We start from the raw sequence: 26,707 nt of genomic DNA on the forward strand, positions 1-26,707 counted from the left end.
ATCTCTGATGTTAAACCTCTCAAACAGCGCAGCCGAACTAAAACTGGAGTTCCCCCCCCAAAGAAAAGGGAGCACCCCTCAGGACGCTCCCTAATTGCATGCCCTAAGATCGATTGACTACGACACCTTTTAGGCACAAAGCGTGTCGCAGTATCATCACAGGCTTCATAAAAAATATAAGACCTTAATATTTAATACTTTTTAAGCCGAAAACCTCTCAGATGGGGCGAAGAAAAAGCTCAGTTCACTGACGATTGACGAGGCACACACGGCGGAGCGGGAGCAGATTGCTCAGACAATCGACCCCAATCCCAGTTCACCGCAATCTATGATTTAAATTTTGGATTCAACGCCAACACCTGTCCTTTAGCTATGCATTCCTTTGCATTTTTAAAAATTCGTTCCAATGTCCTCTTTTGACTAGATGTATGTTCGATGTCTAATCCAAGTTTTTTAAGTTTATCAATTGCTTTCGAGCCAGAACAAACATGTTTGATCACATAGTCATAAACCCACAAGCCGATTGCTCTTGCGCTGGCATACGTGACGCCATATTCGCCCAAGGCCATCCGCTCATACATGTCAACCACAGCTTTTTCTTCTGCGTCGGTCAACTTTATGTTTTTTTTAGTTTTTTCTTCATAAATTACCCAAGCGATATGATCTTTTATTTCTTTGACAGCAATTTCAAAATCAAAATTTTCAGATAGAGCTTGTCCAGATATTATAAAATCAGGATACAATGTCATTCCACAAATTTTTGCAAAATGCCCATGTTCGTAATATTTGTTTTGTTCTTTATGGCATTGAAGCCAAAGATTTTCTTGTATGAAAATTTTTTTATTGTTTGAATTCGGATTGGCTCTTAATAATGTCAAAGCCTTCTCGTCCAGTTCGCAGTGATAATTCTTGTTTACATGAAAAAGAGGAGGATCTGGAAGTTCAACTCCATCTCTTATTTTTTCTATAATCTTTGTCATATCCCAACAGGACAAAAGGTCTTCGACAAAATAACCATACTCCATCGATATATACATGATCTCTTTCATTTTGGCCGAAACTGACTTCGAGAAATTTTCTACACAAAACAAATCTCGAACGTTCAATGTGTTAATGAACAATGGAGTACCTGTATCACCAAAATACTCCATGCAAAAACACGTCTGGAAATACTGCAAGGACCTATCCCAAACTATCTTCTTACCCTCAGGATATTTACAAAAAAAAGAATCCAACTCATCAAGTATGCCGTCAACATCTGACTGGATGCTTTCTATTCGATGCGCATTTTCTTTGAAAAACTTCCTCTTGCAATATTCAGCCATCCAAAACTGTTTTTGAGTTGCAGCCTTAGACGCATTTTCAAGATTCTTAATCATCCACGTCCTCCAAAACTAAAACCTATTCCCTCGGCGGGAGCTTTGCTTAGAACTCCCGCCCTCCACTACATAGAGATCTTTTCTCCTAGTTCGAATGATCTTCTATCTCAACCTCCCTATTGCCTTCATCTTCCCCCAAAAATGTGTCAGACTGTTCCATTGCATCCGCAATGAGAGCGGCCGTGACCACCGTTGCCGCCCCAGCCAACCAGCCCACAGTAAAGTATCCTATTTTGCTCATCTTTCTCTCCTTCCAGGTTTAAAAGCAAGCCGAACTTCCCGCCTTAGCCTTTCCACACACGATCTCGGTGCACCCCTAATCCTCCATTTGATTTTTGACAATTTCAAGCAACGCAATGACGACAGGCAGCCACGGCAAATAATTCATATTCAACCTCCTTTACTTAATAACAAAACTGAAGGTTTATTCCGCAACGAACGGAACAGCTCATTTCAGAATTGAATCACGACTCCACCTACAGCTTCTTACAAACCAACATGGCACCACAAAACTACCATTACATCTCATATACACACATCCATGACAGGCTAGCCGATGGTTCATACTCCTCTCCTTTAGCCTTTACTGATCAAAGCCTGTTGCAACAGATCAAACATGACCGGAGCCAACTCGCCCAACGTGCTGATGGTCTTACTTGATGTCGGCAACAAGGAGGCGATGGCCGTTGACTGGATGCCCACCGCGTAGATTTCAAAACTTTGATCCTGGGCGGTTTTCAGGACGTTTTGTGCGGCAGGAACGGAATCCGGTTCACCGTCAGTCAGGAGCAGGATGATCTTTCGCCTCTCCGGCAAGAGGACCATGCGTTGAAGCACCCACCACAGCGCCTGCGCCAATGGCGTATACCCTTCGGCCTGGATATCGAGATTGCCGTTAACCCGCTGCCCATGCTCAATGAGCGGGGCCACGGTGACGCCATCATGCGCTGTCCCGGCTGGAAAGGCTGAGACTGCCACATTGACCCCTTTGATCCGTTCCAAGGCCGTCGCTACGGCGTAGCAGGCCTGTGATGCCAGTCTGATCGGCGCTCCGGACATGGACCCGCTGCTATCGACGAGAATATGCACAACTGTGCTGATGGCCGTTTTCTGGCTGAGCTTGAGAAACACCCGTGCATCGCCCACCGCCAGACCGTGCAATCGCTTGGTATCCAACCTGCCGCGCCGGCCTAGCTGACTGCGCACCAGCTGACTGGACTGGAGCAACCGATACAAGCGCGTGCGCAGGGCAACCGACGCCTCACCACATATCTTTCGCTCCGCTGCCCCTAACGCTCGTGCTGGCTTGTGGCCAAGACGAGCCACGGTCAGACCGTGGTCCGCTGGCACGGTCGGATGCTCACGAAGCGATTGCGACAACCGCTCCCCCAGGTGCTGTGGCCAATCCGTCGGTACAGAAGCCTCCAGCAACTCTGTCAGCGAATCCCTAGCCGCTGCCGTCACACACTCAGTCGCATTGCGCGCAGACGCACTGTCAGACTCGACTCCACCTTCCTGCTGCCCTGATTGCCCTTGCTTATCGGTCTGGTCCGCTTCCGCTTGGGATGCTCTTTGTTCCTCCTCCGCTGCCAATTCGGGTTGGCCTTCTGATTCGCACGATGGATCACACCTCCCCTCCTCCTCACGGCAACCGGTCCCCTGTTGCCGGGTCCTTTCTTGCTCCACCAGGGTGACGATTGCCTCCGCCAACCGGATGGCATCCTGGGTGCTGCGGCACTCAGCCCCAGCCTTTTCCAGGACGGCCTGGATGCGCGGCCAAAGCCCTGGAAAGGCACGGTCGACCTCCTTGATTTCCGCGTCCCGGTTGGCCTGGACGCCAGGGCCGTCCCAAGCGCGTACCGTGAGCAGGATGGCGTTTAAAATGGATAGGGCCGGGTTTGTGTCCCCGGCCCTGGCTGCTGTCCCTGTGAAGTAATGTTCGATGAGCCACCTGAAATTCTGGCGACACCCTGGGAAGAGATCGGCCAGTCGTTTTTCCACCCGCCAATCCTCCAGCGAATTCCAGATGTGATGGGCAAACGGCGTCGAACGCCAATGGCGCAAGGCCTCGAAATCCGTCTCCCGAATGTGGGCGGCCTCGTGATCCAGAAGCCCCCGGGCCAAGGCCAGCGCTGTCGCGTCACCCTCCAGAGGCAGGGCCGGCAGATGGATGGTTTTCCCATCGGTGTGGGCCGAATCGCCGCCGATGACGACTTCGACGCCATACGCATCACCGAGCACAGCGGCCAAAAGCGGCAGAGACCGCATGACATGGCGGATGGGCAGCATGGCGCTCACCACAGCCCCATGCTGGGGATCTGCACGCGCGGCCCAGGGCACGGACGCGCCGTGGGATCCGTAATCTCCGCCAGTTCCGGATCATCACCCTCGTCCACGTCCAGGAGCCCGGTGATCTCGACCGGACCGTGTTCAGCAAACGTAGGAGCCATGGGCGCACGCAGGATCGAATCGAGCACCGTGGCCGGGCCGTAGCCCTCGATCACCTGCTGGCTGTGCTCAATCAGGGCATCAGGATCCCGCAGGAGGCAGACCAAGCCTTGGAGCATGAGGAGGTCGGTCCCCACGATGGTGCCCTTCTTGGGCAGACGCGAAAGCGCCATTTGGAGGATCTCCGTCACCGGAGCCACGTGGGGCTCGACAAAGGTCAGGCCCATGAGCTTGTGGTACATGGTGCGAAGCGGCGACAGCGCCTTGTGGGTCACTTCGGTCTTGCCCGCGTACACTTTGCGCCAAGTCTCATCGGCAAACTTGGCGATCTCGGTGAAAAGCGTACCGGCTAATCCCTCCACTTCCTCATATAAACCGGACTCGACCATGGTCTCGGCATCGGGATGAGCCATGAGCGGAGCCACCTTGTACAGCTGCCAGGAAAACCCCAGGCGGGCGCGGACATAGTCGCTCCCCACCGTGGAATTGGCGATCAGATTGGCCCAATCCGCGTGCTTGGCGATCCAGGCCTGAATAAGCGCATCGTACTCCGCGAGGAACGCTTCCTTTTGGGCAGCGAATTCATCGCGCAGGGCACAAAGTTCTTGGATGATGTCCGTGGCCTTGTCTTCGGGGATGGCCCAGCCCCCCAGAAAACGGATGCCATGCCGGTCCAGGAAATTGAAAGCCCTGGCCTTGAGCGTGCCGAAGATGCGCAGGCTTTCCGGCGGCGCGATGCGCTTGCTGCCAAGGGTCGCCAGGTCTTCCGGCGGCAAATCCACGTGGCCGAAGTCTTCGAGCGTCAGCTTTTTGCGGGCAGACCACAGGGTGATGTTGAGGTTGACGGCCAAGAGGTTGTCCAGCACCCGGATGTCGGAGAGAATCGGAGTATCCATCGCTATCTCCCATTGGTTGTTTGAATTTATACAGTCAGCGGAAAGATTCGCTGAGCCAGTTCGTGCAGCAAGGCCCGGGTTTCCCGGCTGGCCCGGTAGCCGAGGGCTCGATCCAGGGCATAGGTCACCGGCTGGATGCCTTGGTTGGCCAGGGGCTGGAAGCGCACGGTCAGATCGGCCCAGCGCAGCAAGGTGCGGGTGGAGAAGGTCACTTCAATGGTCTTGGTGATTTCGCCGGCCGCCTCGCCCACGAAAAGCCGGCGGACTTCATTGGCAAAGTTCACCATGCGGGTTCGGACATCACCCGGCAGAATAGCTGCCCTGCCTTCAAGCAGGGTCAATTCCGCTTGGGAATCGGGGTAGCCGACTTCGCACAGCCAGAAACGGTCCATGAAGGCCAGGTTCTGCTGGAGGGTTCCCTGGTAGAGACCGGTTTCGTCAAACGAGCCGTTGGTATTGGCCGTGGCCACGAACCGAAAGAGCGGATGCGGCGTAATGAGTTCCCCGCTGTTCTCAGCCAGGCACAAAGGCTGGCCATCCAGGATGCCGTTGCAGCCGGCCGCCACGTCCGGACTGACCAGGTCGATTTCGTTGAGCAGAAAAAGCCCGCCATGACGCATGGCTAGGGTCAGGGGACCATAGGCGTATTCCATGTTGCCCTGGCGCACTGCCAAATGGCCGGCCAAATCGGCAAACTCCAACCGCCCGTGGCCGGTCACCTCGAAGACTGGATAATTGAGCCGGGCTGCCAGTTCCTTAATCAGCGAGGTCTTGCCGGAACCGGTTGGGCCAAACACGTAGAGCGGGTCGCTGCGTTCCAAAAACCAGACAATGATGTCCCGGCTGGATTCGTGAAAGATGTAGTCCGGGGACGGTGTGGGCGTGTAGGCGCACGGCGCGGCAAATCCCTGGACGGGTTTACCGGACGGCGTACCGCTAAACACCTGGCCGGCGTCCAGCTCGGTTGGCGCAAGGAGGCTCAGTTCAGACAGGCTATCGTGCATGGGCTGTCTCCATCATTTCGGGGTTTGAAACGAAGCGGCCACCCGTTGCGGGGTGGCCGTGCGTTTTTGGTTGATCGGACTGATAGTTAGGCGGTCAAAGGGCTGGCCCTGTGATTCGCACCGAGCGAGCAGTTGGTCCGCGTCGTCATGCGAACCGGTGAGGCCGATGAGTTCCAGCCGGAGCTTGTCCTTATCCAAGGTGCGGCGTCCGGCTTGTTGGGCGACTTTAAAGCGATAGGTCCCGGCATGGATCCAGCCCCCCTTGGTCGGTGTGCGAGCGTAAGCAGCCTTGATGGCCGCTTCCTTTTCCTGAATGGCTTCCTCCAGGGTGCTTCGGCTGGCCTTGAGTGAAACCAGTTCTTGAAGATCCACCTCCCAGCCAGGTTGATCAGGGCCGTCGAATTTCGGGCAATCGGCATTCCAGTCACAAAAGGCACAGAGCGGATGGCAACCGGTGGCTGTCGGCAGGCTGTCGATGACGCTCTTGCCTGTCAGGCAATCCTGAAGCTGCTGCCAGATCGTGCCTGCCGTCTTGAGGCAGAGGCTCAGCATGGCTTGGTGGGGTCGGTAGGGGCCAAAGACCTTGGCGTCTGTCATGGACAGGCACAGCACCCAGGCTTTCAGGTCGACCTGATTGGAGTTGGTCGGCAGGGTGATGCCGAATTGCGCCTGGCACAATTCCGGGAAGGTTAACCCAGCGTGGAGGACCGTGCCGGTCGGATCCCGCAGATGAAACGCCGGGGTATTCCAGGCCGCCTTGAGTAAGCCGACCTGGCCATAGACTTGGGATTCGTAGTAAGCATAGAGCGTTTCCGGCAGCCGTTTGGTGCTTTTGCATTCCAGGATGCGCACTGTGGGCACAGGGGCATCGCTCACCAGGACAAAATCGAGATGGGCTTTGATGGGTGTGCCCTGGTGCACAACGTCAATTTCGAGTTGGTGGAGCGTATTGAGCCGGTGCGCCGCCAGGGCTTGGCCGACCAGGCTTTCAAAGCAATGTCCCCGTTGCAGGGTCAGTTGCCGGGAAAGGGTGGCAGCCTGGGCAAGGTTCGACTGTGGGAAAGGAGAATTGGCGGCAGGGAGTTTGCCCGCCACGGTGGCCCTGAGGCAATCCAGGCCACGGCCGATGTCGCTGAGGCCAATGTAGCGACTGCGGTCACCGAGTGTCGCCGCCGTGGCGCTCTTGGCGTGTCGCTGCAAGCCTTGGGCGAGGACGGACAACAAGGCCGTGGCTGGGTCCGGACTAAGTGATGCGGTTTGGGACATGGGGTAGCCTCCACAAATGAAGAGGGCTACCCTTTTGGGGCAGCCCTCTTAAGTACGGATTTGCAGTGCGAAATCAGGATACATCGGCATACATCCACCACATTTTGCGTTGCGGGTTCCACTTGAAACCAGCCCCGGAAAGGAGTTCTTTTTTGGCAGCCGTATTGCCCGTAGCCACGACGCAGGGCCGGCCATCCTGGGCAGACACGGTCTGGTAGGTGATGCCATCGATCCGGGGCAGGGTCAGCTCAGCGTTCGGCAATGGGGTCGAAACGGCGTGCTTCGGTTTTGAGGCGTTTTTATCGACCTGGCCAGGGCGAACATCGGAAGGTGTGCCTTTGTGCGCCAGAGGGGCATTTTGCGGGCTTCTGGAAGGACTGGCCGTTTTCGTGGACATTTTTGCATCTTCGCCATCATCATCGTCCGTGACGATGCCTAACATGGCGCTTAGCGCGTACCGCCGAGCATACGTCATGGCACTGCCCATGCCTTGCGGATCTGCCTTGGGTAATGGAACCACCGCCAACGAAGATTGCCATTGGCCGGATTCGGCGTGGGTCAGCTTCGTGACCAACCCCAGATACCCAGGTTCGGCCGGGACCGGGAATTGCGTCATCCAAATGCTGTTGCCCAGAAGCGCTTCGCGGCAGGAATCCATAACACTGTTGAGTGTCGCGTACCGATTGTGAACAAAAGGATTGGTAGCATCCTTGATCGCAGGCTGAATTGTTCGTTGCACATTAATGAGGGCCTTGGCCAATTCTGAAATTTCTGTTGATTGATAGCTTTCCATTGAGCACCTATGGGCTTAAAAGTTCTCTATGTTGGCTTAAATGAGCGTTTGCTCGGATAAAAATGCATCCTTCAAATCAATAATATATATTTAAAACAATTTGAACGACACACATCAATCAACAGATATACGCATGATAACAAAAAAAATCACGCTAGACAGAACCTTTTAAATATGGCTTGGAATTAACCTCAGAGATGTCAATGCCGTAGTCTATTTTTGACACAATTTCGCTATAACACGTCAAGGCATCAAATTTTGAACCATACTGCCTTCCGGCCAGACCCGGTATTTCGTGCCCGAATATCTGTCGAAAGATATCATTATGCAGCCCTTTCACTTTAAAGAAATCACTGAAGGAATGCCTTAGCGAATGGAAGGTCTTGTTCCCACCAAGCGCCAATGACCTGACCAATTTCCCAAATGACTTTCCGGGTTGCTTTCCATACTTCGGTGACGACTCTGTCTTTTGCAATTCCGAAAACAATCTTTCATCTCCGCGCTTCTTGAGATTGCCTCGGTATTCAAGTAGCCCAATCTGAATCAAGTCTTGATGAACAGGAATGATGCGCGCTGAATTCTTATTCTTCAACAATTTATGAACTTTTTCATCACGAGATGGTTTGACATTGATATCTATGACCCAGACCCCTGCTGTCTCGGACTCATATATGTCGTCGCACTCAAGTTGGCACACCTCTTCAAGACGCATACCCGTGTAGACACCTATAAGCGGAGCCCAAAAAAATGAAGGGTGCTTAAAATTTCCCTTCACATAATTGTCGCTTGCAAAAATCTTTTGAAGATCCTCTGGTGAAAAAGCATCACGCAGACCAATTTCTTGCCTATCATCTTTAATGGAAAGCCCTTTCGCTGGATTCTGGGACAAAAGACTTTCCCTCACACCCCAATCAAACATGCTGGACGCTGTTTCAACGATCACATTCACTGTCTTGACACTGAGTGCGCGTGTCGGGTTCATTTCCAGAATATCGTTGATTGTTTTGCCCTTATATTCCTTTAGCTTTGTCCTATTCGGGGGCAACTTACGCAAGACATCCCGAAAATGGCGCATATCATCTCGTGAAACATCAGAGACAACCTTGTCCCCCAGGATTTCTACCAAGTTAACGAGCCTCCCCCTATGATCTGCAACACCGTGATCTTTCCAGGCTCCATCAGAAAGTTTTGTTTGAATGTACTTTTCAATAAATTCAGACAATAATTCCTTCCTAACGATATCAGACTGGTCCTTCTGAACAACTGCTTCATCAACAACGGGAGGATACGGCTCATAAGGCGCAGCAAAAATTGCTTGCTCCGTGAGGTAGTCTCCATTGGCTCGCGCCGCCTGCACCTTATGATTCGTAACTTGAATTTTCATATGTGCTTTGGATATTTGCAAAATATTTTCAGCAGAAATTTCCTCTGGCTTAAAAACTCCTTCATCTATCAGATGCGGGATGCAATCCACCGCACTATCAACCAATGACTCTGGGTTATCAACGAGACGAGTCAGCATATTAGCATAACAAGCCGAGAGTTGTCCGCTCGTCAAGTTAATCCCAGGCCCACTCACACCTTTCCGAGGATGAATTTGGATATCATCTTTCTCAAGCAGAGCCCGAAGATAGCCATTCAGTCTTTCTCGAATTACCTTTTGAGAAATTGGCTTCTTATCAGGTTCGTCCAGCAATTCTGCCAACCATTGTGCAAGCTGCGCTCGAAGTTCTTGATAGTCCAACACTCCACCCCCAATGAGCTTTAGCAACATGGCATATAAGCCAGAAGCTCGATGCCGAGCCTCCCGGACATACCCCGTCTGCAAGCTGATGCGAATTTCAGCATGACCCAGCAGATCACGACATGCCTTTGGAAAAGCATATCGAAAATAGTAAAGATTTCCTTTGAGGTAAAGGTAGGTCGGCGATGAACGTCGGATGGATCGCCCTTCCGGCAGGGAATCGGCGCGGGATGCTCGTGAAGCTGGCCGTGGGGGTGAGAGTGCTTCCCTTCGGCTCTGAAGTGATGCGCTGGCTTGTGACATGGCTGCGGCCCACGCCGCTATGCGGCATGTTTGACCCCGCGCTTTGACCCCTTTTGGTGAACAGGGGGAAAACACAGAGCTTTTTGAAGCCTAGCCACAACCTGTAGGACAAAAAAAGAAGGGGTTGCAGCCGGTTAGCTGCAACCCCCTCAAAATGGTGCCGAAGGGGGGACTCGAACCCCCACGAGCATAGCCCACCACCCCCTCAAGATGGCGTGTCTACCAGTTCCACCACTTCGGCAAATATGGACTTACTGCTTCGCTGCCCCACCGGCCGGAGCATTCGCTCCCGGCGCGGGAACCTCTTCGAAGGTGACGCCCTTCTTGGGTTCCGCATCCTTGCCTGCGCCATCCACAGCCGCCGGAATCTGTACCGGCGCGCCGCTCGCATCCATCATGACCGATTTGGCCTGACGGCGGTGCGAACTGGAATGGACGTTAAAGACAAGCGAAGTAATAATAAAGATCGCTCCAAAAAGCGCGGTCAACTTGACCAGCAACCCGCCGGCACCTGTGCTGCCGAAGACGGATTGGCTGCCGCCGCCGAAGATCACCCCCATGCCTTCCTTGCCAGACTGAAGCAGGACCAGGATGATGACCGCCACGCAGGCGAGTACATGTACAGTAATGATGAGAGTTGTCAACTGTTTTTTCCCGTTATTTTCACGGACATGGCCGCGAGTTCTTTAAGCTGTCACAATCGCCGCAAAGCTCTCAGCGTCAAGGCTTGCGCCACCTACCAGCACTCCGTCGACATTGTCAATCCCTAAAATCTGACCGGCATTGCCCGGCTTCACGCTGCCGCCATACAGAATGCGGATTTTCTCCCCCACCACCCCGAAGCGTCGGACCAGAAAACCTCGCACCGCCGCGTGCGCGCCAGCTACTTCTTCAGGCCCGGCCGTAAGACCCGTGCCAATGGCCCACACCGGCTCATAGGCGACAGCCAGGGCCTCGGGCGCAACATCGTCCGGCACCTCGGCCAGTCCGGCCGTCAGCTGGCGCTCCAGCACCGCTTCAAGCTCCCCGGCCTGGCGTTCCTCAACCTTTTCGCCGACACACAGAATCATGGACAAGCCCGAGGTCAGCCCGAAGGCGACCTTGCGCCCAACCATGGCGTCGTCTTCACCCAGAATATGACGCCGCTCGCTGTGCCCGGCCAGGGCATAGCGACAGCCGGCGTCAGTAAGCATTTCCGGCGCGATCTCGCCGGTAAAGGCCCCCTGCTTCGACGGATAGAAGTTCTGCGCCCCAAGCGCAAAGCCTGCCGCTTGGGCAATGACCCCAGCCACACCGCAAAGCGCGGTATAAGGCGGGATGAGCAGCACCTCGCGATCCGCCGGAAGCTTGCCGGCCAGACGCGCCGCCAGATCGGCAGCCGTGGTCGCGGCCTCCCCCTGAAGCTTGTACATCTTCCAGTTGGCTGCCATCAGCTTTTTCATGATTGGCACTCCTTGAGGGCTTTAAAGGCAGGGAGTTCCTTGCCTTCGAGAAATTCCAGGGACGCGCCGCCGCCAGTGGATATAAAGGCCATCTTATCCGCCAGCCCGGCCTGGTGTACCACCACGTCGGTATCGCCGCCGCCGACGATGGAAAGGCCCCGCACCCCGGCCACGATGTGGGCCACGGTATAGGAACCCTGGGCAAAGGCGGGATTTTCAAACGCACCCATGGGGCCATTCCAAACCACAGTCTTGGCCGGGTCCAGGACCAGGGCAAACAGGCCGGCCGTTACCGGGCCGATGTCCAGGACCACGGCGTCCTCGGGAATGGCGGCAAAGGGGACCTGCCCGGCCGGCTGCATCTCATTGATGGGCTTGCCGGCGTCCTTGGAAATAATGAAGTCCACGGGCAGATAGAAGCCCACACCGCGTTTTTTGGCCTCGTCCATGATTTCCAGGGCCGCGCCGTAGAGCTCCGGCTCAACCAGGGACTTGCCCACGCCGTAGCCCATGGCCGCCAGGAAGGTGTTGGCCATGGCCCCGCCGATGCACATGGCGTCGACCTTGGACAAGAGATTCTTGAGCACCCCGAGTTTGGACGACACCTTGGCCCCGCCGGAAACGGCCACAAAGGGGCGCGTCGGGGATTCCACGGCCTCGCCCAGGAACTGCCATTCCTTCATGAGCAGGAACCCGGCGCAACATTTGGAAGCCACCTGGGCAAAGGCCACCATGGAGGCATGGGGCCGGTGGGCCGTGCCAAAGGCGTCGCAGACGTAGATTTCGGCCATGGACATGACTTCCTTGGCAAAGTCCATGTCACCGGCGGTCTCCCCCGGATGGAAGCGCAGATTCTCAAGCATGAGGATCTCGCCGGGCTTGAGCGCGGCGGCCATGGCCCGGGTGGCCTCGCCCAGGCAATCCGGGGCCATGCCCACCTTACGCTCAAGGAGTTCCGAAAGGCGCTTGGCCGTCGGGGCCAGGGAGTACTTGGGATCAGGCGCGCCCTTGGCCTTGCCGAGGTGGGAGCACAAAATAAGCGAGCAACCCTTGGACAGGGCATATTCGATGGTCGGCAGGCTCGCCCGGATGCGCAGATCGTCGGTGATGACGTCGCCCTGCAGCGGCACGTTGTAATCCACGCGGATCAGCAATTTTTTGCCAGCGATGTCGATCGTATCGATGCGGGTAAGGGCCATGGGTGCTCCTTGGCGCTTTCAGTAATGGGTTGGCGAACTGACGGCCTGTTCCTGCCCGGCGAACCGGACCATGATCAGGGCATCCTCCCCGTTGTCGGCATAATAGCGTTTTCGCACGCCGACCACGGCAAAGCCGTGGCGAAGGTACAATTTTTTGGCCGGGACATTGCCGGCGCGCACTTCCAGATACCCCTGATTCATGCCTGCTTTATCGGTATGTTGCAAGACATGGCCGAGGAGACGTGAAGCCATTCCCCGCCCGCGCAGCCCGGGATCGGTAGCGATATTGACGACTTCAAATTCCTCACCCAGAAAATGAAAGGTGGCGTAGGCGGCAAGACCGTTCTCCTGGCGGATGCCGAAGGCAGCAAAGACCGGGCGGGCCAGGGCGGCGACAAAGGCGGCCTCGTCCCAGGCATCGGGAAAGGCGCGGGCTTCGAGTCCGGCCAGGAGAGCGGCGTCAGCCGGCCCAAGGCGCACCGGATCGGAAAAAGGCGGCTGCGGTTGCATTTCCTCGATCCCCTGGCAATATGGCCGCCTGCAGGAGGTGGCGGCAGATGGTGAAAAAGACACAGACAGCGCCTCAGGTCGAGTACGTGGACGTCGTTGACCAAAACGACCGCCCGCTCATGGTCATGCCCTTAACCGAGGTCCATCGCCAAGGACTTTTCCACCGCTCGGTCATGGTGCTGGTCTTTGATCCCGAGGGACGGCTCTACCTGCAAAAGCGTGGAGCAAACAAGAGTCTCTATCCGGGACGCTTCGACCTCTCGGCCACCGGCCATGTCCGGGCCGGCGAAGCCCGAACCGAGGCCGCCGCCCGGGAATTGGCCGAGGAGCTGGGACTGGCCGCGTCCTCCCTGACCCTCCTCGACGCCGCCCCGGCCAGCCGGGAGACGGCTTATGAATTCGTCACGCTCTACAACGCCGGGCGCACCAGCGAACAACCCCGCCCCAACCCCGACGAGGTGGCCGGCGGCATGTTCGTGGACACAGCCGAGCTGGCCGCCCTGGTGCGGGACTACCGCGATTGGCTGACGCCGGCCGTGGTGCATTTCTACGAGAAACGGACGTTGTTTCCACACGCTTTGTAGCCACAGAGAAAGGAGGAAGAGGCCTCCGGCGGCCAAAGGGGTGACCCCTTTGGAATCCCACCTGGGGTTCGTTTGTTATGACCGGGGGGCGTTGCCAAGTCGATGGGCGGAAGTTGCGCACGAAAAGATGGGCCTGGATCTACAGTCGCAACGGGCGGTTGCCGGGGATCAAGGTTGCCCCGATGTGCGAGGCGATGGTTCCCACGGTCCCCTGGCAAGAAAAGCGCGTTCTTCGCTGGCTGGGAAACGCCAGCCTGTTGGCAGGACTCTGGCGGGCGGAGAAACCCCGGGCGCAAAGGGAAAAGATCAGTCGAATAGGGCCAGCATGGCCTCGTGCAAAACCCCATTGCTGGCCAGGATGCGGAAATCCCCCAGGGCGTAGGGGCCAGCCGGCCGATAGCTCCCCACCCGGCCGCCGGCCTCGGTCACCAGCAACACTCCGGCGGCCACATCCCAGGGATTGAGCGCCACCTCGTAGAAAGCCTCAAAGCCCCCGGCCGCCACATAGGCCAGATCCAGGGCCGCCGAACCAGGCCGCCGGAAGCCCTGGGTTGCGTCCAGCACCCCCCGCATATCGGCCATGATCTCATCGAGATTTTCACGAATGGCATACGGAAACCCCGTGGCCACCAGGGCCGCCTCAAGGCTGTCCGTGGCGGAAACATGGATGGGGGCATCGTTTAAATAAGCCCCAAGTCCCTGGCCGGCCGTGAAGCACTGGCCAAGCATCGGGGCGTTGACGCAGCCGACAAGCGGGGTTTGTCCGTCATAGAGAGCCACCGAGGTGCAGACAAAGGGAAAGCCGTGGGCGAAGTTGGTGGTGCCGTCCAGGGGATCGATAATCCAGGTGAGGCCGGACAGGACAGTACCGGCGGCAGTTTCCTCGGCCAGGAAAGCCGCTTCGGGCACAAGGCGGGCAAGCGACTCCTTGAGCATGTCTTCCACAGCCAGATCCGTGGCCGTGACCAGATCGATGCGCCCCTTGCGGCGCACGTCCCGGGGCATACCGAAATCGGCCCGGATGCGCTCTCCGGCCAGGGCGACGGCGGCCCGGGTCCGGTCCAAAAGTTCCTGTGTCGCCTGGGTCATGGCTCCCTCGTGCGCGCCGATCAGTTGATAAAAACGTCTTTGAAGCGCACTCGGTCGCTCATGGCCCGGCCGGTGCCGCGCACGACCGTCGTCAGGGGATCGTCATCCAGGAGCACGGACAGGTTGGTGTCCTGGCTGATGCGCTCGTCAAGGCCGGCCAAAAGCGCCCCGCCGCCGGCCAGCAGCAGGCCGTTTCGGGCGATGTCGGCCACAAGCTCGGGCGGCGTCTTTTCCAGAGCCTTCCTGACGGCGCTGACAATGATGTTGACCGGTTCGCGGATGGCCTCGCGCACGAGGGCGTCGGTGACGGTGACGGTGGTCGGCGTGCCGTCGATCAGCGACTTGCCGGCAACTTCCATGGAGCGCGGTTCAGGCAGGGGCATGGCCGAGCCGATGCGGATCTTGATCTCTTCGGCCATGTTCTCGCCGATGAGCACCTGAAATTCATCCTGCACAAAACGCTGGATGGTTTCGTTGAGTTCGTCGCCGGCCACCCGCACGGATTCGGCATAGGCAATGGCCGAGAGGGAGATGACGGCCACTTCGGTGGTGCCGCCGCCGATGTCCACGACCATGTTTCCCGAAGGCCGGTCGATGGGCAGCCCGGCCCCGATGGCCGCGGCCATGGGTTCCTCCACGAGCTTGACGTCGCGCGCCCCAGCCAGCTGGGCCGACTCGATAACGGCGCGTTTTTCCACCTGGGTGATGCCGGTGGGCACACAGATGACCATCTTGGGCTTGGCAAACCGGAAGCCGGCCAGGACCTTGCGCACGAAAAAGGCGATCATGGCCCGGGTGACGTCGAAGTCGGCAATGACGCCGTCTTTCATAGGCCGGATGGCCCGGATGCGTTCCGGGGTGCGGCCAAGGTATTCCTTGGCTTCGGCGCCGACGGCAATCAGTTCGCCGCTGCGGGTGTCGATGGCCACCACCGACGGTTCGGCCAGGACAATGCCGTCGGCCGAGGTGTACAGCAAGGTATTGGCCGTACCGAGGTCCATGGCCAGGTCTTTGCCGAGAAAACGAAAGAAATTCTTGAAAAGCATGCCCACACTCGCGTTGGCGTTCGAAACCCAGGATAATGGCCCACTTCCCGACAATTGGGCCATCGTAGATGGCTGCGACGAAAAAGTCTACGCCGAAGGGCTGCCAAGACGAGTGCGCAGATGCAGGTTTTCCAGAAAAAGCGCCAAGCTTTCCGACACCATGCCGACAAAGGACTTCAGTTCCTCGGTGATGGGCAGGGGCCTGGGGTCGGCCAGGGTGAGCACGCCCCGGGTCTTTTTGGAAAAATGGATGGGCAGGCAGATGACACTTTTGCAATCAATGGTGGGCACGTCGAGCCCGAAAAGCGGCAGCCGGCTGGCCTCGTCCTTCTCCCCGGTATAGACCGGCGTCTGGTTTTTAAACACCCAGCCCACCAGACCCTGGCCGACGGAAAACCGTGTCGGAACCTCGCGGCTGCCGTTAAACGGGCTTTCGTTGGCTCCTTCCAGAAAATAGGAACGGCCCGATTCGTCGCGCACGGTCAGGATGGCGTGACGAAACCCGGTGGCTTCGGACAACATCGCCAACAAACCCGAACGGAAGGCCGACCATTTGGGATAGGTCTTGTGCAGAGTGGCGATGCGGCGCTGGGCCTGATAGAATCCGTGTTCGACTAGGCTTTGGGCCACTTCCCGGGATCGGGCCAGATGGTTCCCGGCCAGTTCGGCGAACTGGGACAGGATTTTAAGGTCCTTTTCCCCGAAGGTATAGGTCTTGCGGCTGTCCAGGCAAAGCGCCCCCCCGGTTGCCGCCACGGGAAAGCCCATAAAGGCCCGGATGCGTTCCTCTTCGCCGCCCCGGTAATAGCCAAGGACGCCGCGGTGCTGGTCAAAGTTGCTGATGAGTAGCGGTTTTTTCTCCCGAATGATCCAGCCCACCAGCCCCTGGCCCGGAGCGATGGCGGCCTCGCGGTTAAGCGCTTCGCCCAGGCTGAAGGCTGCCGCCGCCCGGCAGACTTCAGAATCGGCCTCGGGCAGGAAAAGGACAGCGGAATAGGCATCGAAAACATTGCCGACAATGGCCAGCAACTGCTCGTAAAAGGGAGTATCCGGCATCTGGGTCAACATATCCGGCCCAGGGTGGCGTCGACGACAACGCTGCTCCAATCTCCGGTCACGGCCACATGGACCGGGGGCAGGACGACGCGCTCCCCCGCAAGGGGGCCTGTCGGACAGGCATGGTCCATGATCATACTCCCTCTCTCGGCAACGGCTTTAAAACTGCTGTCCATCTTACGAGGCAAGGCCTCTGCCGTCAAACCGGACCGGACAGGGGGCCGAGCAGAGGGGAAAGGCCTCTGGGCGGGAAGACCCGGAAGGACTTTATCATAAATTGATATTAGGCTATAGAGTGGTTTTCGGCGGTGGAAGTTGCCGCCCGCCCCCTGCAACCCGCCCATGGAGCGGCCATGACGTTTGACTGGACGACCGCCTTTTCCCAGGTTCCCGAGACTGCATTCCTTCAGGGCGAACACCGCCCCCGGGAAGGCGAGATTCTGCGCGTCCAGACCCTGCCCGATCTGCGCCGTTTTCTCGACTGGGTCCATATCAAGCAATGCCTGCTCAAACCCTATTTTGAACATGCCAACTATCCGGTCGTGGATTTCCGCGAACTGTTGCCGTCTTTTGAAGCCGATGCATACGAATACAAGGAACTCCCTGGATTTTCCATGGTGGCCGTGGCCAGGCCGCTGAAATACTTCCAGGAAATTTTCCAGTACGACATCCTGCACTGCCTGCTCGACTACACCGACGAGACCTACCGCGATCAGTGCCCGCTTGAGAGTTCCATTTTCGGCCAAAACATGCGCACGTTTTGCGCCCGCCTGGCCAAATCCAGCCAGGACGCCTTCAGGCACGAATTTTCCGAGACCGACGTGACGAGTCTGGAAAACTACGCCGCGCTCCTGCCCACCATCCTCCAGATGGACCGGGCCCATGTCCTGTCCATGGACAGCCAGAGCGACTTCTATCTCTCCGGCGTCTACTGCTCGTTCCCGTCCTACCTCGACACCGAACTCAAGCGGTTTGGCCTGAATATCAAGAAATTCGTGGTGGGCGACGACCGCCGCTACGAGCGCCACCGGAGTTTTGTCTATCAGTTTCTGATGGAGCTCTACGGCTTCCCCATCGTGTCCGAACGGCGCACCTCCTCGGCCCTTTTCGCACGGCGGCTTTTCCGCATGGGCGAGAAGTTCATGGTGCGGGTGCTCGGCCAGACCGATCGCACCATCACCACACTGTATTCCCATCCCGAGGCACGCTTTTATCCCCGGGTCGAGAAAATCGCCCTGGTCGCCGTGGACAAGACCCAGACCGAAGCGGTCAAGGCCCTGCACGAAGCCGGCTTTTTCATTGACCCCGACCGCCGGGTGGCCATCACCCGGGTGGTCTACCGCCAGCACAAGTTCGACCCCAACAACGTGCGCCAGGACCGGGCCTTGTCCGTGGCCTCCCAGGAAGTCATCCACCCCGTGACCGGCAAAAGCTATTACAGGCTCAATCTGGTCAAGGACACCTACAGCCTCTTCTTGCGCTTAAACGACATCGTGCGCGGCGAATATTCCGGCCGCATCGTCTACAAACGCAACGAGATCGTGGAAAATACCGACACCCACGAGAAAAAGCTCAAATTTCTCTACGCCTGGCTGTCCAAGCATCAACGCCGCATCATCGGCTATTCCGACGAGTTCTATTCCAATGTCGTCAAGGTGCTCGACAACTACCTGCTTTCCGCAGACCACTACGACGACTTCAGCAATATGCGCGACATCTATCAGGAAGTCTGGAGTAAATACAGTTACATCCAGCAGGCCCGCAAGGTGAAGCTGCTCGAAGACCTCCAGGATCGCAACTACAAGGGCGAACGGCTGTCCTACCTCCGGATGCTGACGCTTTTTACCGAGATATTAAACGACCTCAAATTCGAGATCGTCAACTACTTTGACGCCCTGGTGGAACGCGTCCTGTCCCTTGGCGACATGATTTTAAACGACAGCTATCTGCTTCGCCATTACATCCGCAAAAAGGATCTGGATCTGTCCCCCTACGGTTTGTCCGTGAAAAAAACCTACAGCCGGCTCGTGGCCCTGCTCGACGAGTTCCGGTCCATCCGCAAGGCTAAAAAGGAACAGGGCATCGTCCTGCCGCTGGTGGCGCAAAGCTGACCTGACGGCCGGGTGTATCGCCGCCGTACCACCCCTGACATCGGAAGCCCGCTTCCGACTACCCGGAGCATGTGACCGTGGAAAACCCCACCCCCACTCCCCTCACCGATTGGAACCGCAGCCACGGAGCCAAAATGGTTCCCTTCGCCGGCTTTGACATGCCGGTGCAATATGTCTCCATCCTGGCCGAGCACGAACAGACCCGCGCCAAGGCCGCCATTTTCGACATCTGCCACATGGGCGAATTCCTTCTGGCCGGAGCCGGCGCAGCCGAGGCGCTGGGCAAGGCGGTGACCCATGATCTGGCCACCCTGGCCCCGGGGAAATGCCGCTACGGCTTCCTGTTAAACGAAGCCGGCGGGGTCATCGACGATCTCATCATCTATTGCCTGGGCGTGGATGAGTACATGCTGGTGGTCAACGGCTCGCGCATCGCCATTGATTTTGAGACGATCAAAAGCCGCCTGCCGGCCGGATCGGATTTCAAGGACATCTCGCCCCAGACCGCGAAGATCGACCTGCAGGGCCCTCTCGCCTTTGAGGTGCTGCGCGACCGGGTGCCGGGCGACTTTGCCGGACTCAAATATTTCAACTTCATCTGGACGGAGTTCCAGGGGGCAAAGCTCATGGTCAGCCGCACCGGCTATACCGGCGAGCTTGGCTATGAACTGTTCCTGCCGGCCGAGCAGGCCGTGGCCCTGTGGGAGGCGTTGGCCGCCGATCCGCGCGTGGCCCCGGCTGGCCTTGGCGCGCGCGACACCATCCGCCTGGAGATGGGCTATCCCCTCTATGGCCAGGACCTCGACGAGGAGCACACCCCGGCCGAGGCCGGCTACGGTTGGCTGCTCACCTCACCGGCCGAGTACGTCGGCAAGGGCAAGGCGGCCGGCCTTCGCCAGAAGCTGATCGGCCTGGAGATTCCCGGCCGGCGCAGCGCCCGGCATGGCGACGTGGTCCTGGACAAGGCCGGCAAGACCGTCGGCGTGGTGACCAGCGCATCCTTCGCCCCGAGCCTGGGCCATGCCGTGGCCCTGGCCTATGTGGACGCCGCCGCAGCCGAGGCCAAGGACTTTGTGGTCAAGGCCGCCCGCACCGAACTGCCGGCCAGCAAGCGCCCCCTGCCCTTTTACAAAAACGGCACGGCCAGAAAGGCTGTGGTCTAAACGCCGCGCAGCGATCACACGGCCGGGGGGACGGCATATCCTCCCGGCTTTTTCCCTGCTCCCGGCGCACACCGCCAACCGCTGCACCAAGCCAAGGACCATTCGATCATGGGCCGACCCGACGCCTTTTTCCTCCCGCCCGAGGCCTTTGCCGCGCCTTTTGCCCTGACCGGCGGCGAGGCCAACCACTGCGCCAAGGTGCTGCGCAAGCGGCCCGGCGAGGTAGTGCGCGCCTTTGACGGCCTGGGACGCGACGGGCTTTTCACCATCACGGCCATCTCCCGCAGCTGCGTCGATCTTGAGCCCATTTCCATTGACGAAACCCCGCGGCCAGAGCGTCGCCTGCATCTGGCTGCCGGCTTTTCCCGCTCGGCCCGGCGCGACTTTTTCCTGGAAAAGGCCGTGGAACTGGGGGCCGCCGGCATTGTCTTCTGGCAGGCCGAACACTCCCAGGGCAAAATGCCGGACGCCCCCAAGGAGGCCTGGACCGCCACGCTCATTGCCGCCGCCAAGCAGTGCGGCGCAGCCCGGCTGCCCGGCATAGCCCTTTTCCCAGGCGGAGCCGCCGCCCTGGCCGTCGCCCCGGAACCAGCCTGGGTTCGGCGCTTCCTGTTGTGGGAAGACCCGGCCGTGTCGCGCCCCCTGCTCCCGGCTGATCTGGCCGAACCGGGCGACACCCTGTGCGTAGTTGGTCCCGAAGGCGGCCTGACCGATGCCGAGGCCAGCCTGTTTGTAAACGCCGGCTTTGTGCCGGCAACCCTTGGAAGCCGCGTGCTGCGCTGGGAGACCGCCGCCCTGGCCGTTTTGGCCATTGGCTTGGTCGCCCGCCCTGACCGTGGCTGACGGTCACGCAAGGTCTTCTCAGGGACTGAAACGGGCGTTGCCAAGAATGCACTCCTGTGACGACCAACCTCAGGATTGAGGCCGATCTTCCGAAATTAGATCAAAATTCCAGAGGGTCATCACCCCTTTTGGCCGCCGGAGGCTTCTCCCCGGCGAAAACTGCACAGGCAGGTTCCATGGATTTGCTCGGAAACGAAAAACGCCCCCTGGCCGAGCGCATCCGCCCGGCCACCCTTGATGAGTTCGTGGGCCAAGCCCACGTCATCTCGCGCCTCAACACCATGCTGGCCGGCCCCCGGCTGCCGAGCCTGCTCCTTTTTGGCCCGCCGGGCTGCGGCAAGTCCACGCTCGCCCTTATCCTGGCCCGGACCAAGGGCCGGCCGTACGTGCGGGTGAGCGCCCCGGAAGCCGGGCTGGCTGCCCTGCGTGAACTGATAAAGGGCAAGGAAATCCTTATCCTGGACGAACTGCACCGGTTTTCCAAAGCGCAGCAGGACTTTTTTCTGCCAATCCTTGAGACTGGCGAGATCGTGCTGCTCGCCACCACCACGGAAAATCCGTCCTTTTCCATCACCCGCCAGCTCCTGTCCCGGCTCCACGTCCTGCGCCTGGGACCGCTCACCCATCCCCAGCTCATGGTCCTGGCCGAGCGCGGGGCCAGAGAGGCCGGCATGGAGTTGCCCCGGGAGAGCCTGGAATCCATAGCCATGCTGTCGTCCGGGGACGGGCGCACGCTCTTAAATCTGGTGGAATTCACCGCCGCCCTGCCCGAGGACAAGCGCGCCCCGGACGAACTGCGCAAGCACCTGCCCGAGGCCATGGCCCGGGGCGACCGCGACGGCGATTCCCACTATGAGCTGGCATCGGCCATGATCAAATCCATCCGGGGCAGCGACCCGGATGCGGCGCTCTACTATCTGGCCTGTATGCTGGAATCCGGCGAGGACCCGCGCTTTTGCTGTCGCCGGCTGATGATCTCGGCCTCGGAGGATATTGGCCTGGCCGATCCCATGGCCCTGCCCCTGGCCGTCTCGGCGGCCGAGGCCGTGGAGCGCATCGGGATGCCCGAGGGCTTTATTCCCCTGGCCCAGACCGTGGTCTATCTGGCCCTGGCTCCCAAAAGCAATTCCACCTACGCCGCCTATCTGGCCGCCAAAAAAGACATCATGCAGTCCGGAGTCAAGCCGGTGCCGCTCCATCTGCGCAACCCCTCCACCCGGATGCAGAAGGAATGGGGGTTCGGCAAAGGGTACAAGTATCCCCACGCCTATCCCGACGCCTGGGTGGAACAGGACTATCTGCCCGAAGAGCTGGCCGGCCGTCAGTTCTACACGGCCAAGGACCAGGGCCTGGAACCCCGTTTGGCCGCCCGGCTGGCCCGGCTGCGACGACGCCAGTCCTGACCCCTGTCCGGGGAACTGCCCCCAAATCGGCCGGATTGCCCGGCAAAGGGAACATGTGGGACACAAAAGCCCCCCTGACAGGTCAAAAGTCACCACTGCCCGCGCTTGTCCCGATTGCCAAAAAAAACTATTGTTTTCGCGGCGGCACGGTTGAACAACCGGCCAACGCTCCCGGAAAGGCCGACAGCGCCCAGGCGCAACGCCGGCCCTTCCCCCACCCGGCCAAGCCAGCGGCCCCCGCCGGCCCGGCCCCTACCGACGGAGACGGTGGTCCATGCCCGATCCACGCTTCGAACGCTTCTTTACCGGCAAGGCCCGGGACTTTCTCATCCGGGCCATTGATCTGGCCTTGGAAGAGGATGGCCCGGATCTCACCTCCATGGCGATCTTCGCTCCGACCGACCGGCTGACCGCCTCCATCGTGGCCAAGGAAGAGGGCATTGTGGCGGCCGGGCTGCCCATCGCCAATCTGGTCATCGACCGTATGGGCCAGACCGGCGTCTGCGACCTGACCTTCCACGCCGCCGACGGCGACCGCATCCCCGACCGCATGGTAGTGGCCACCCTGATCGGTCCGGCCGTGACACTGCTCAAGGCCGAGCGCGTCATCCTCAATTTCCTGTGCCACCTCTCGGGCATCGCCACCATGGTCGCCCGGGCCGTGGCCGCTTTGGCCGGCACCAAAACCCGGCTGCTCGACACCCGAAAGACGTTGCCCGGCCTGCGCTACCCGGAAAAATACGCGGTCCTGTGCGGCGGCGGCGTCAACCACCGCATCGATCTGGCCGAGATGCTCATGTTCAAGGACAACCACATCGACCGGGCCGGCGGCATTCCCCAGGCCATGGCCGCCTTGCGCAAAGCATACCATGGCCGTATGAAAACCATGCCGCCCGTTGAAATCGAATGCCGTACCCTGGCCGAAGTAGCCCAGGCTGTTGCCGAGTCGCCCAAGCGTCTCATGCTCGACAACATGGACCGGGAAACCATGGCCCAGGCCCTGGCCCTGGTGCCGGCCGGCATCGAGACGGAAGTCAGCGGGGGCGTGGACCTGGACGCTCTGGCCGGCATCGGCGCGCTCGGCCCGGATTTCGTGTCTGTCGGGCGCATCACCCATTCCGCCAAAAGCGCCGACTTCAGCATGCTGCTCAAGGAGACGGTGGCCTCATGAACCCTACTTTATCAAAAAAGATCACGGCCATACGCCAGGAACGCGGCCGCAATCTGGCCATCCTGGCCCACCACTACCAGTGCGACGACGTGGTCGGCCATGCCGACATCCTGGGTGATTCCCTGGAGCTGTCGCGCAAAATCGCCGCCCTTGACGCCAAGGACATCATGTTCTGCGGCGTGTTTTTCATGGCCGAGACGGCGGCCATGCTGGCCGCGCCCGGCCAACGCATCCACATTCCGGTGCGCGAGGCCGCCTGCGTCATGTCCGAGATGGCCCCGGCTCCGCTCCTGACCACGGTGCTGGCCCGGCTGCGGGAAGCCGGCCGCGACGTGTTGCCGCTGACCTACGTCAATTCCTCGGCGGCCATCAAAGCCGTGGTCGGGGCCTGTGGCGGAGCGGTCTGCACCTCGGCCAACGCGCCCAAAATGCTGCGCTGGGCCATGGACCAGGGGCGCGGCGTGCTGTTCCTGCCGGATAAGATGCTCGGGCAAAACACCTGCAACACGCTTGGCGTCCCTGCCTCCGCCCGCCACATCCTGGACATCCGGGCCGGCGGCACGCGCCTGAACCTGGGCGCCGCCCAAAAGGCCGAAGTGCTTTTCTGGCCCGGCCAGTGCGTCATCCATGCCCGGTTCAAGGCGGCCGACATCGCCGCCCTTCGGGCCAAGGCTCCAGGGGTGCGGGTGGTGGTCCATCCCGAATGCTCGCCCGAGACCGTGGCCGCGGCCGACGCCGCCGGGTCCACTTCGTTTATCATCAAATACGTGGCCGAGGCCCCGGCCGGGGCGGATATCGTCATCGGCACGGAAATCAATCTGGTCAACCGGCTGGCGACCCAGTACCAGGGCCAAAAGACCATCCGGCCGCTGTGCCAAAGCGCCTGTTCCAACATGGCCAAGGGCACCGAGGCCAACCTGCTCGCCGCTCTGGAGGCCCTGGACACGGCCGAGCCGGTGACCGTGCCCGAGGATGTGCGCGCCCCGGCCACCGCCGCCGTGGTGCGCATGCTCGAAGTTTCCGCCTGACCGCTGCGGCCGGGCCATTTCGCTTGCGCTGCGCCGCCGGGGGCCGTGGCCGGCGACAAAGAGGGAGAACATCATGGTCTACCGTATGCACGCCAATGCCCTGGTCATCGGTTCCGGGCTGGCCGGTCTGACCGCCGCCCTGTCCATGGCCGACGCCGGCCTTGAAGTGATCGTGCTGACCTCGGGCGAGGAGCTCGACGACGGCAACAGCGCCCTGGCCCAGGGGGGCATCGTCTATCGCGGCCCGGACGACTCGCCCCAGCTCCTCGAACGCGACATTTTGACCTGCGGCTGGCGGCACAATTCCGTGCGGGCCGTCAAGTATCTGGCCCGGCGCGGCCCGCAGGTGGTCAAGGACGTGCTTATCGACCGGCTGGAGCTGCCCTTTGACCACAAAGGCACCAGCGACGACTACCACCTCGGCAAGGAAGGCGGCCATAGCGTGGCCCGCATCCTCCACATGGCCGACCGGACCGGCCGGGCCATCATGGAAGGGCTCATGGCCGCGGTCAAAGCCAATCCCAACATCAAGGTGCTCACCCGCCGCACGGCCGTCGATCTGCTGACCTCCAACCACCACGCCACGCTCCTGGAATTCAAATACCAGCTCCAGGGCCAATGCCTGGGGGCGTATGTCTTAAACGAAGTGTCGGGACAGGTGGAAACGATTCTGGCCGACTTCACCGTCCTGGCCACGGGCGGATGCGGCCGGCTGTTCCTGCACACCTCCAATACCCGCTCGGCCATTGGTTCGGCCCTGGCCATGGCCTCGCGCGCCTTTGCCAAAGTCATGAATGTGGAATACGTCCAGTTCCACCCAACGACCCTTTTTCACCGGGCCGAGCGCCGCTTGCTGGTCACCGAGGCCCTTCGCGGCGAAGGAGCGCGCCTGGTCAACGCCTCCGGCGAACCCTTCATGCAACGCTACGATCCCCGGGCCGATCTGGCCCCACGCGACATCGTCACCCGGGCCATCCTGGCCGAGATGCTCAAGACCGACCAGGACTGCGTCTATCTCGACGTCGCCACCTACGTCAAAGACCTGGAGAAACACTTCCCGACCGTCTATACGGGCTGTTTGCAGCTTGGCATCGACGTCACCAAGCAGTCCATCCCGGTCGTGCCGGCCGCCCACTATTTCTGCGGCGGCGTATTGACCGACAACACCGGCCGCACCACGCTTGAGCGCCTGTATGCTGCCGGCGAATGCGCCTGCACGGGTCTGCACGGGGCCAACCGTCTGGCCAGCACCTCGCTGCTCGAATGTCTGGTCTGGGGCTGGAGCGCCGGCCAGGACATCGGCAAGCGGGCCGGGTCCAAGACGGCCATCGGACGGCGGTTGCTCGACAGCATCCCGGACTGGGTCAGCCCCGGGTCCAATCGCAACGAAGACCCGGCCCTCATTGCCCAGGACTGGGCCACCATCCGTAATACCATGTGGAACTATGTGGGCATCAACCGGTCAAGTTCGCGGCTCAAACGCGCCTTCGAGGATTTGCGGGAGCTTAACAAGCACATCCATGACTTTTACCGCGAAACGCCCTTGAGCAAAGCCATCGTGGATCTCTTCCACGGCTGCCAGGCCGCCTATACCATCACCATCGCAGCCATGCAGAACCGGCGTTCACTCGGCTGCCACTACCGGGTGGACTAACCACCAAGGCCGTCCCTACCCATAAAAAAGGGCCGCGTTTGCGGCCCTTTTTTATGCGATACGGTGAGCTGTCTAGCTGCCGCCGCCCTGTTGCTGCTGGCACACGGCATACCCGATATTACAGTTGTTGACGCAGTTTCCAACGCCGGCACACATCATGACGCAACGCTGATAGCTCTGGACGCAGGAATTGTTGCCGCCCTGCTGCCCTTGCGGCATTCCGCCCTGCTGTTGCTGCTGCTGGCCGCCCTGTTTCTGTCCACCCTGTTTCTGCCCGCCCTGCATCTGCCCGCCCTGCATCTGGCCGCCTTGTTGGTACTGAGCCACCTGCCAAGTATTCTCACCGGCAGCCACTGCCGGCCCGGCCAGCCAGACGGAGCAGGCCAGCAACGAGCCCAGAGCCAAGGCACTGAACCATAATTTTTCAAAACGCATAGGAGACCTCCTCCTGGAATCGGTTTTTCCACCTCTACACAGAAGCATGCACACGCACCCCAGTCAAGAAGGTTTTTCCGGACTGGGGCGCGTGCATGATCCGATCCCCTAGCCAAGGGCTGCCTGCCCTGTCTTTGGGG

The 26,707-nt window shown here is 59.5% G+C and carries 25 protein-coding genes and 1 tRNA gene; 8 read left to right on the forward strand and 18 right to left on the reverse strand.

The window, feature by feature from the left end; translation table 11 throughout:
- Positions 1-326 precede the first annotated feature (326 nt).
- The 13 genes from NY78_RS19680 to rimI all read right to left on the reverse strand — a co-directional run bounded on the left by NY78_RS19680 (position 327) and on the right by rimI (position 12,984).
- On the reverse strand, positions 327-1,379 hold the full coding sequence (locus NY78_RS19680; RefSeq protein WP_043640014.1) for a hypothetical protein: 1,053 nt from the start codon (positions 1,377-1,379) through the stop codon (positions 327-329).
- An 85-nt stretch (positions 1,380-1,464) separates the two neighbouring features.
- On the reverse strand, positions 1,465-1,620 hold the full coding sequence (locus tag NY78_RS24895; RefSeq protein ID WP_156181010.1) for a hypothetical protein: 156 nt from the start codon (positions 1,618-1,620) through the stop codon (positions 1,465-1,467).
- A 335-nt stretch (positions 1,621-1,955) separates the two neighbouring features.
- Positions 1,956-3,668 carry a cobaltochelatase CobT-related protein gene (locus NY78_RS19685; RefSeq protein ID WP_043640015.1) on the reverse strand — a complete coding sequence of 571 codons (1,713 nt, stop codon included), beginning with the start codon at positions 3,666-3,668 and terminating at the stop codon, positions 1,956-1,958.
- A 5-nt stretch (positions 3,669-3,673) separates the two neighbouring features.
- Positions 3,674-4,723: a DUF3150 domain-containing protein gene (locus NY78_RS19690; protein WP_156181014.1), complete on the reverse strand. Its 1,050-nt coding sequence runs from the start codon at positions 4,721-4,723 to the stop codon at positions 3,674-3,676.
- A 26-nt stretch (positions 4,724-4,749) separates the two neighbouring features.
- Complete coding sequence (locus NY78_RS19695; RefSeq protein WP_156181016.1) at positions 4,750-5,727, reverse strand: AAA family ATPase; 978 nt, start codon at positions 5,725-5,727, stop codon at positions 4,750-4,752.
- A gap of 12 nt (positions 5,728-5,739) precedes the next feature.
- Entirely contained in the window at positions 5,740-6,993 is a 1,254-nt protein-coding gene (locus tag NY78_RS19700) for a hypothetical protein (protein ID WP_047960305.1), read from the reverse strand.
- Between the two features lie 73 nt (positions 6,994-7,066).
- On the reverse strand, positions 7,067-7,786 hold the full coding sequence (locus tag NY78_RS19705) for an ERF family protein (protein WP_043640016.1): 720 nt from the start codon (positions 7,784-7,786) through the stop codon (positions 7,067-7,069).
- A gap of 154 nt (positions 7,787-7,940) precedes the next feature.
- Entirely contained in the window at positions 7,941-9,833 is a 1,893-nt protein-coding gene (locus tag NY78_RS19710) for a site-specific integrase (protein WP_082140116.1), read from the reverse strand.
- A gap of 155 nt (positions 9,834-9,988) precedes the next feature.
- Positions 9,989-10,074, reverse strand: a tRNA-Leu gene (locus NY78_RS19715).
- A gap of 10 nt (positions 10,075-10,084) precedes the next feature.
- Entirely contained in the window at positions 10,085-10,477 is a 393-nt protein-coding gene (gene secG, locus NY78_RS19720) for a preprotein translocase subunit SecG (RefSeq protein WP_043640018.1), read from the reverse strand.
- 42 nt (positions 10,478-10,519) lie between these two features.
- The gene (gene tpiA / locus NY78_RS19725; RefSeq protein WP_043640020.1) at positions 10,520-11,275 is read right to left on the reverse strand and encodes a triose-phosphate isomerase; all 756 of its coding nucleotides are present in this window, start codon (positions 11,273-11,275) and stop codon (positions 10,520-10,522) included.
- Positions 11,272-12,474, reverse strand: coding sequence for a phosphoglycerate kinase (locus NY78_RS19730; RefSeq protein WP_043640022.1), 1,203 nt, complete (start codon positions 12,472-12,474; stop codon positions 11,272-11,274). Before NY78_RS19730 ends, tpiA begins: the two co-directional genes overlap by 4 nt.
- 18 nt (positions 12,475-12,492) lie before the next feature.
- A complete protein-coding gene (rimI, locus tag NY78_RS19735) occupies positions 12,493-12,984 on the reverse strand; it encodes a ribosomal protein S18-alanine N-acetyltransferase (protein ID WP_043640024.1) in 492 nt (163 codons plus the stop codon).
- 47 nt (positions 12,985-13,031) lie between these two features.
- Between rimI and NY78_RS19740 the strand changes: the two genes are divergently transcribed.
- Positions 13,032-13,568, forward strand: coding sequence for an NUDIX hydrolase (locus tag NY78_RS19740; protein ID WP_043640026.1), 537 nt, complete (start codon positions 13,032-13,034; stop codon positions 13,566-13,568).
- Positions 13,569-13,874: 306 nt separating this feature from the next.
- On the opposite strand, the gene NY78_RS19745 is transcribed toward NY78_RS19740, so the two are convergent.
- The 4 genes from NY78_RS19745 to NY78_RS25810 form a co-directional block, all read right to left on the reverse strand.
- A complete protein-coding gene (locus NY78_RS19745) occupies positions 13,875-14,657 on the reverse strand; it encodes an inositol monophosphatase family protein (RefSeq protein ID WP_043640029.1) in 783 nt (260 codons plus the stop codon).
- Between the two features lie 20 nt (positions 14,658-14,677).
- A complete protein-coding gene (locus NY78_RS19750; protein ID WP_043640030.1) occupies positions 14,678-15,703 on the reverse strand; it encodes a rod shape-determining protein in 1,026 nt (341 codons plus the stop codon).
- A gap of 87 nt (positions 15,704-15,790) precedes the next feature.
- On the reverse strand, positions 15,791-16,759 hold the full coding sequence (locus tag NY78_RS19755; RefSeq protein WP_043640101.1) for a GAF domain-containing protein: 969 nt from the start codon (positions 16,757-16,759) through the stop codon (positions 15,791-15,793).
- A 5-nt stretch (positions 16,760-16,764) separates the two neighbouring features.
- Positions 16,765-16,890: a hypothetical protein gene (locus tag NY78_RS25810; protein ID WP_269430881.1), complete on the reverse strand. Its 126-nt coding sequence runs from the start codon at positions 16,888-16,890 to the stop codon at positions 16,765-16,767.
- A 222-nt stretch (positions 16,891-17,112) separates the two neighbouring features.
- Here NY78_RS25810 and NY78_RS19760 point away from each other — a divergent pair, with 222 nt between their 5' ends.
- The 7 genes from NY78_RS19760 to nadB all read left to right on the forward strand — a co-directional run bounded on the left by NY78_RS19760 (position 17,113) and on the right by nadB (position 26,132).
- A complete protein-coding gene (locus NY78_RS19760; protein WP_043640032.1) occupies positions 17,113-18,870 on the forward strand; it encodes a hypothetical protein in 1,758 nt (585 codons plus the stop codon).
- Between the two features lie 77 nt (positions 18,871-18,947).
- On the forward strand, positions 18,948-20,033 hold the full coding sequence (gene gcvT / locus NY78_RS19765) for a glycine cleavage system aminomethyltransferase GcvT (RefSeq protein WP_043640105.1): 1,086 nt from the start codon (positions 18,948-18,950) through the stop codon (positions 20,031-20,033).
- Between the two features lie 108 nt (positions 20,034-20,141).
- Positions 20,142-20,876: a 16S rRNA (uracil(1498)-N(3))-methyltransferase gene (locus NY78_RS19770; protein ID WP_043640034.1), complete on the forward strand. Its 735-nt coding sequence runs from the start codon at positions 20,142-20,144 to the stop codon at positions 20,874-20,876.
- A 176-nt stretch (positions 20,877-21,052) separates the two neighbouring features.
- On the forward strand, positions 21,053-22,279 hold the full coding sequence (locus NY78_RS19775) for a replication-associated recombination protein A (protein ID WP_043640036.1): 1,227 nt from the start codon (positions 21,053-21,055) through the stop codon (positions 22,277-22,279).
- A 274-nt stretch (positions 22,280-22,553) separates the two neighbouring features.
- Positions 22,554-23,450: a carboxylating nicotinate-nucleotide diphosphorylase gene (gene nadC, locus NY78_RS19780; RefSeq protein ID WP_043640038.1), complete on the forward strand. Its 897-nt coding sequence runs from the start codon at positions 22,554-22,556 to the stop codon at positions 23,448-23,450.
- Entirely contained in the window at positions 23,447-24,478 is a 1,032-nt protein-coding gene (gene nadA, locus NY78_RS19785; RefSeq protein ID WP_043640039.1) for a quinolinate synthase NadA, read from the forward strand. Before nadC ends, nadA begins: the two co-directional genes overlap by 4 nt.
- Before the next feature lie 73 nt (positions 24,479-24,551).
- Positions 24,552-26,132 (forward strand): L-aspartate oxidase, encoded by a 1,581-nt coding sequence (gene nadB / locus NY78_RS19790; RefSeq protein WP_043640041.1) that lies wholly within the window; start codon positions 24,552-24,554, stop codon positions 26,130-26,132.
- 72 nt (positions 26,133-26,204) lie between these two features.
- Here the strand turns inward: nadB and NY78_RS19795 are convergent, their stop codons facing one another.
- Positions 26,205-26,567 carry a hypothetical protein gene (locus NY78_RS19795; RefSeq protein ID WP_082140117.1) on the reverse strand — a complete coding sequence of 121 codons (363 nt, stop codon included), beginning with the start codon at positions 26,565-26,567 and terminating at the stop codon, positions 26,205-26,207.
- Between the last annotated feature and the right edge of the window lie 140 nt (positions 26,568-26,707).

This window comes from Desulfovibrio sp. TomC (assembly GCF_000801335.2).
Classification (GTDB): domain Bacteria; phylum Desulfobacterota; class Desulfovibrionia; order Desulfovibrionales; family Desulfovibrionaceae; genus Solidesulfovibrio.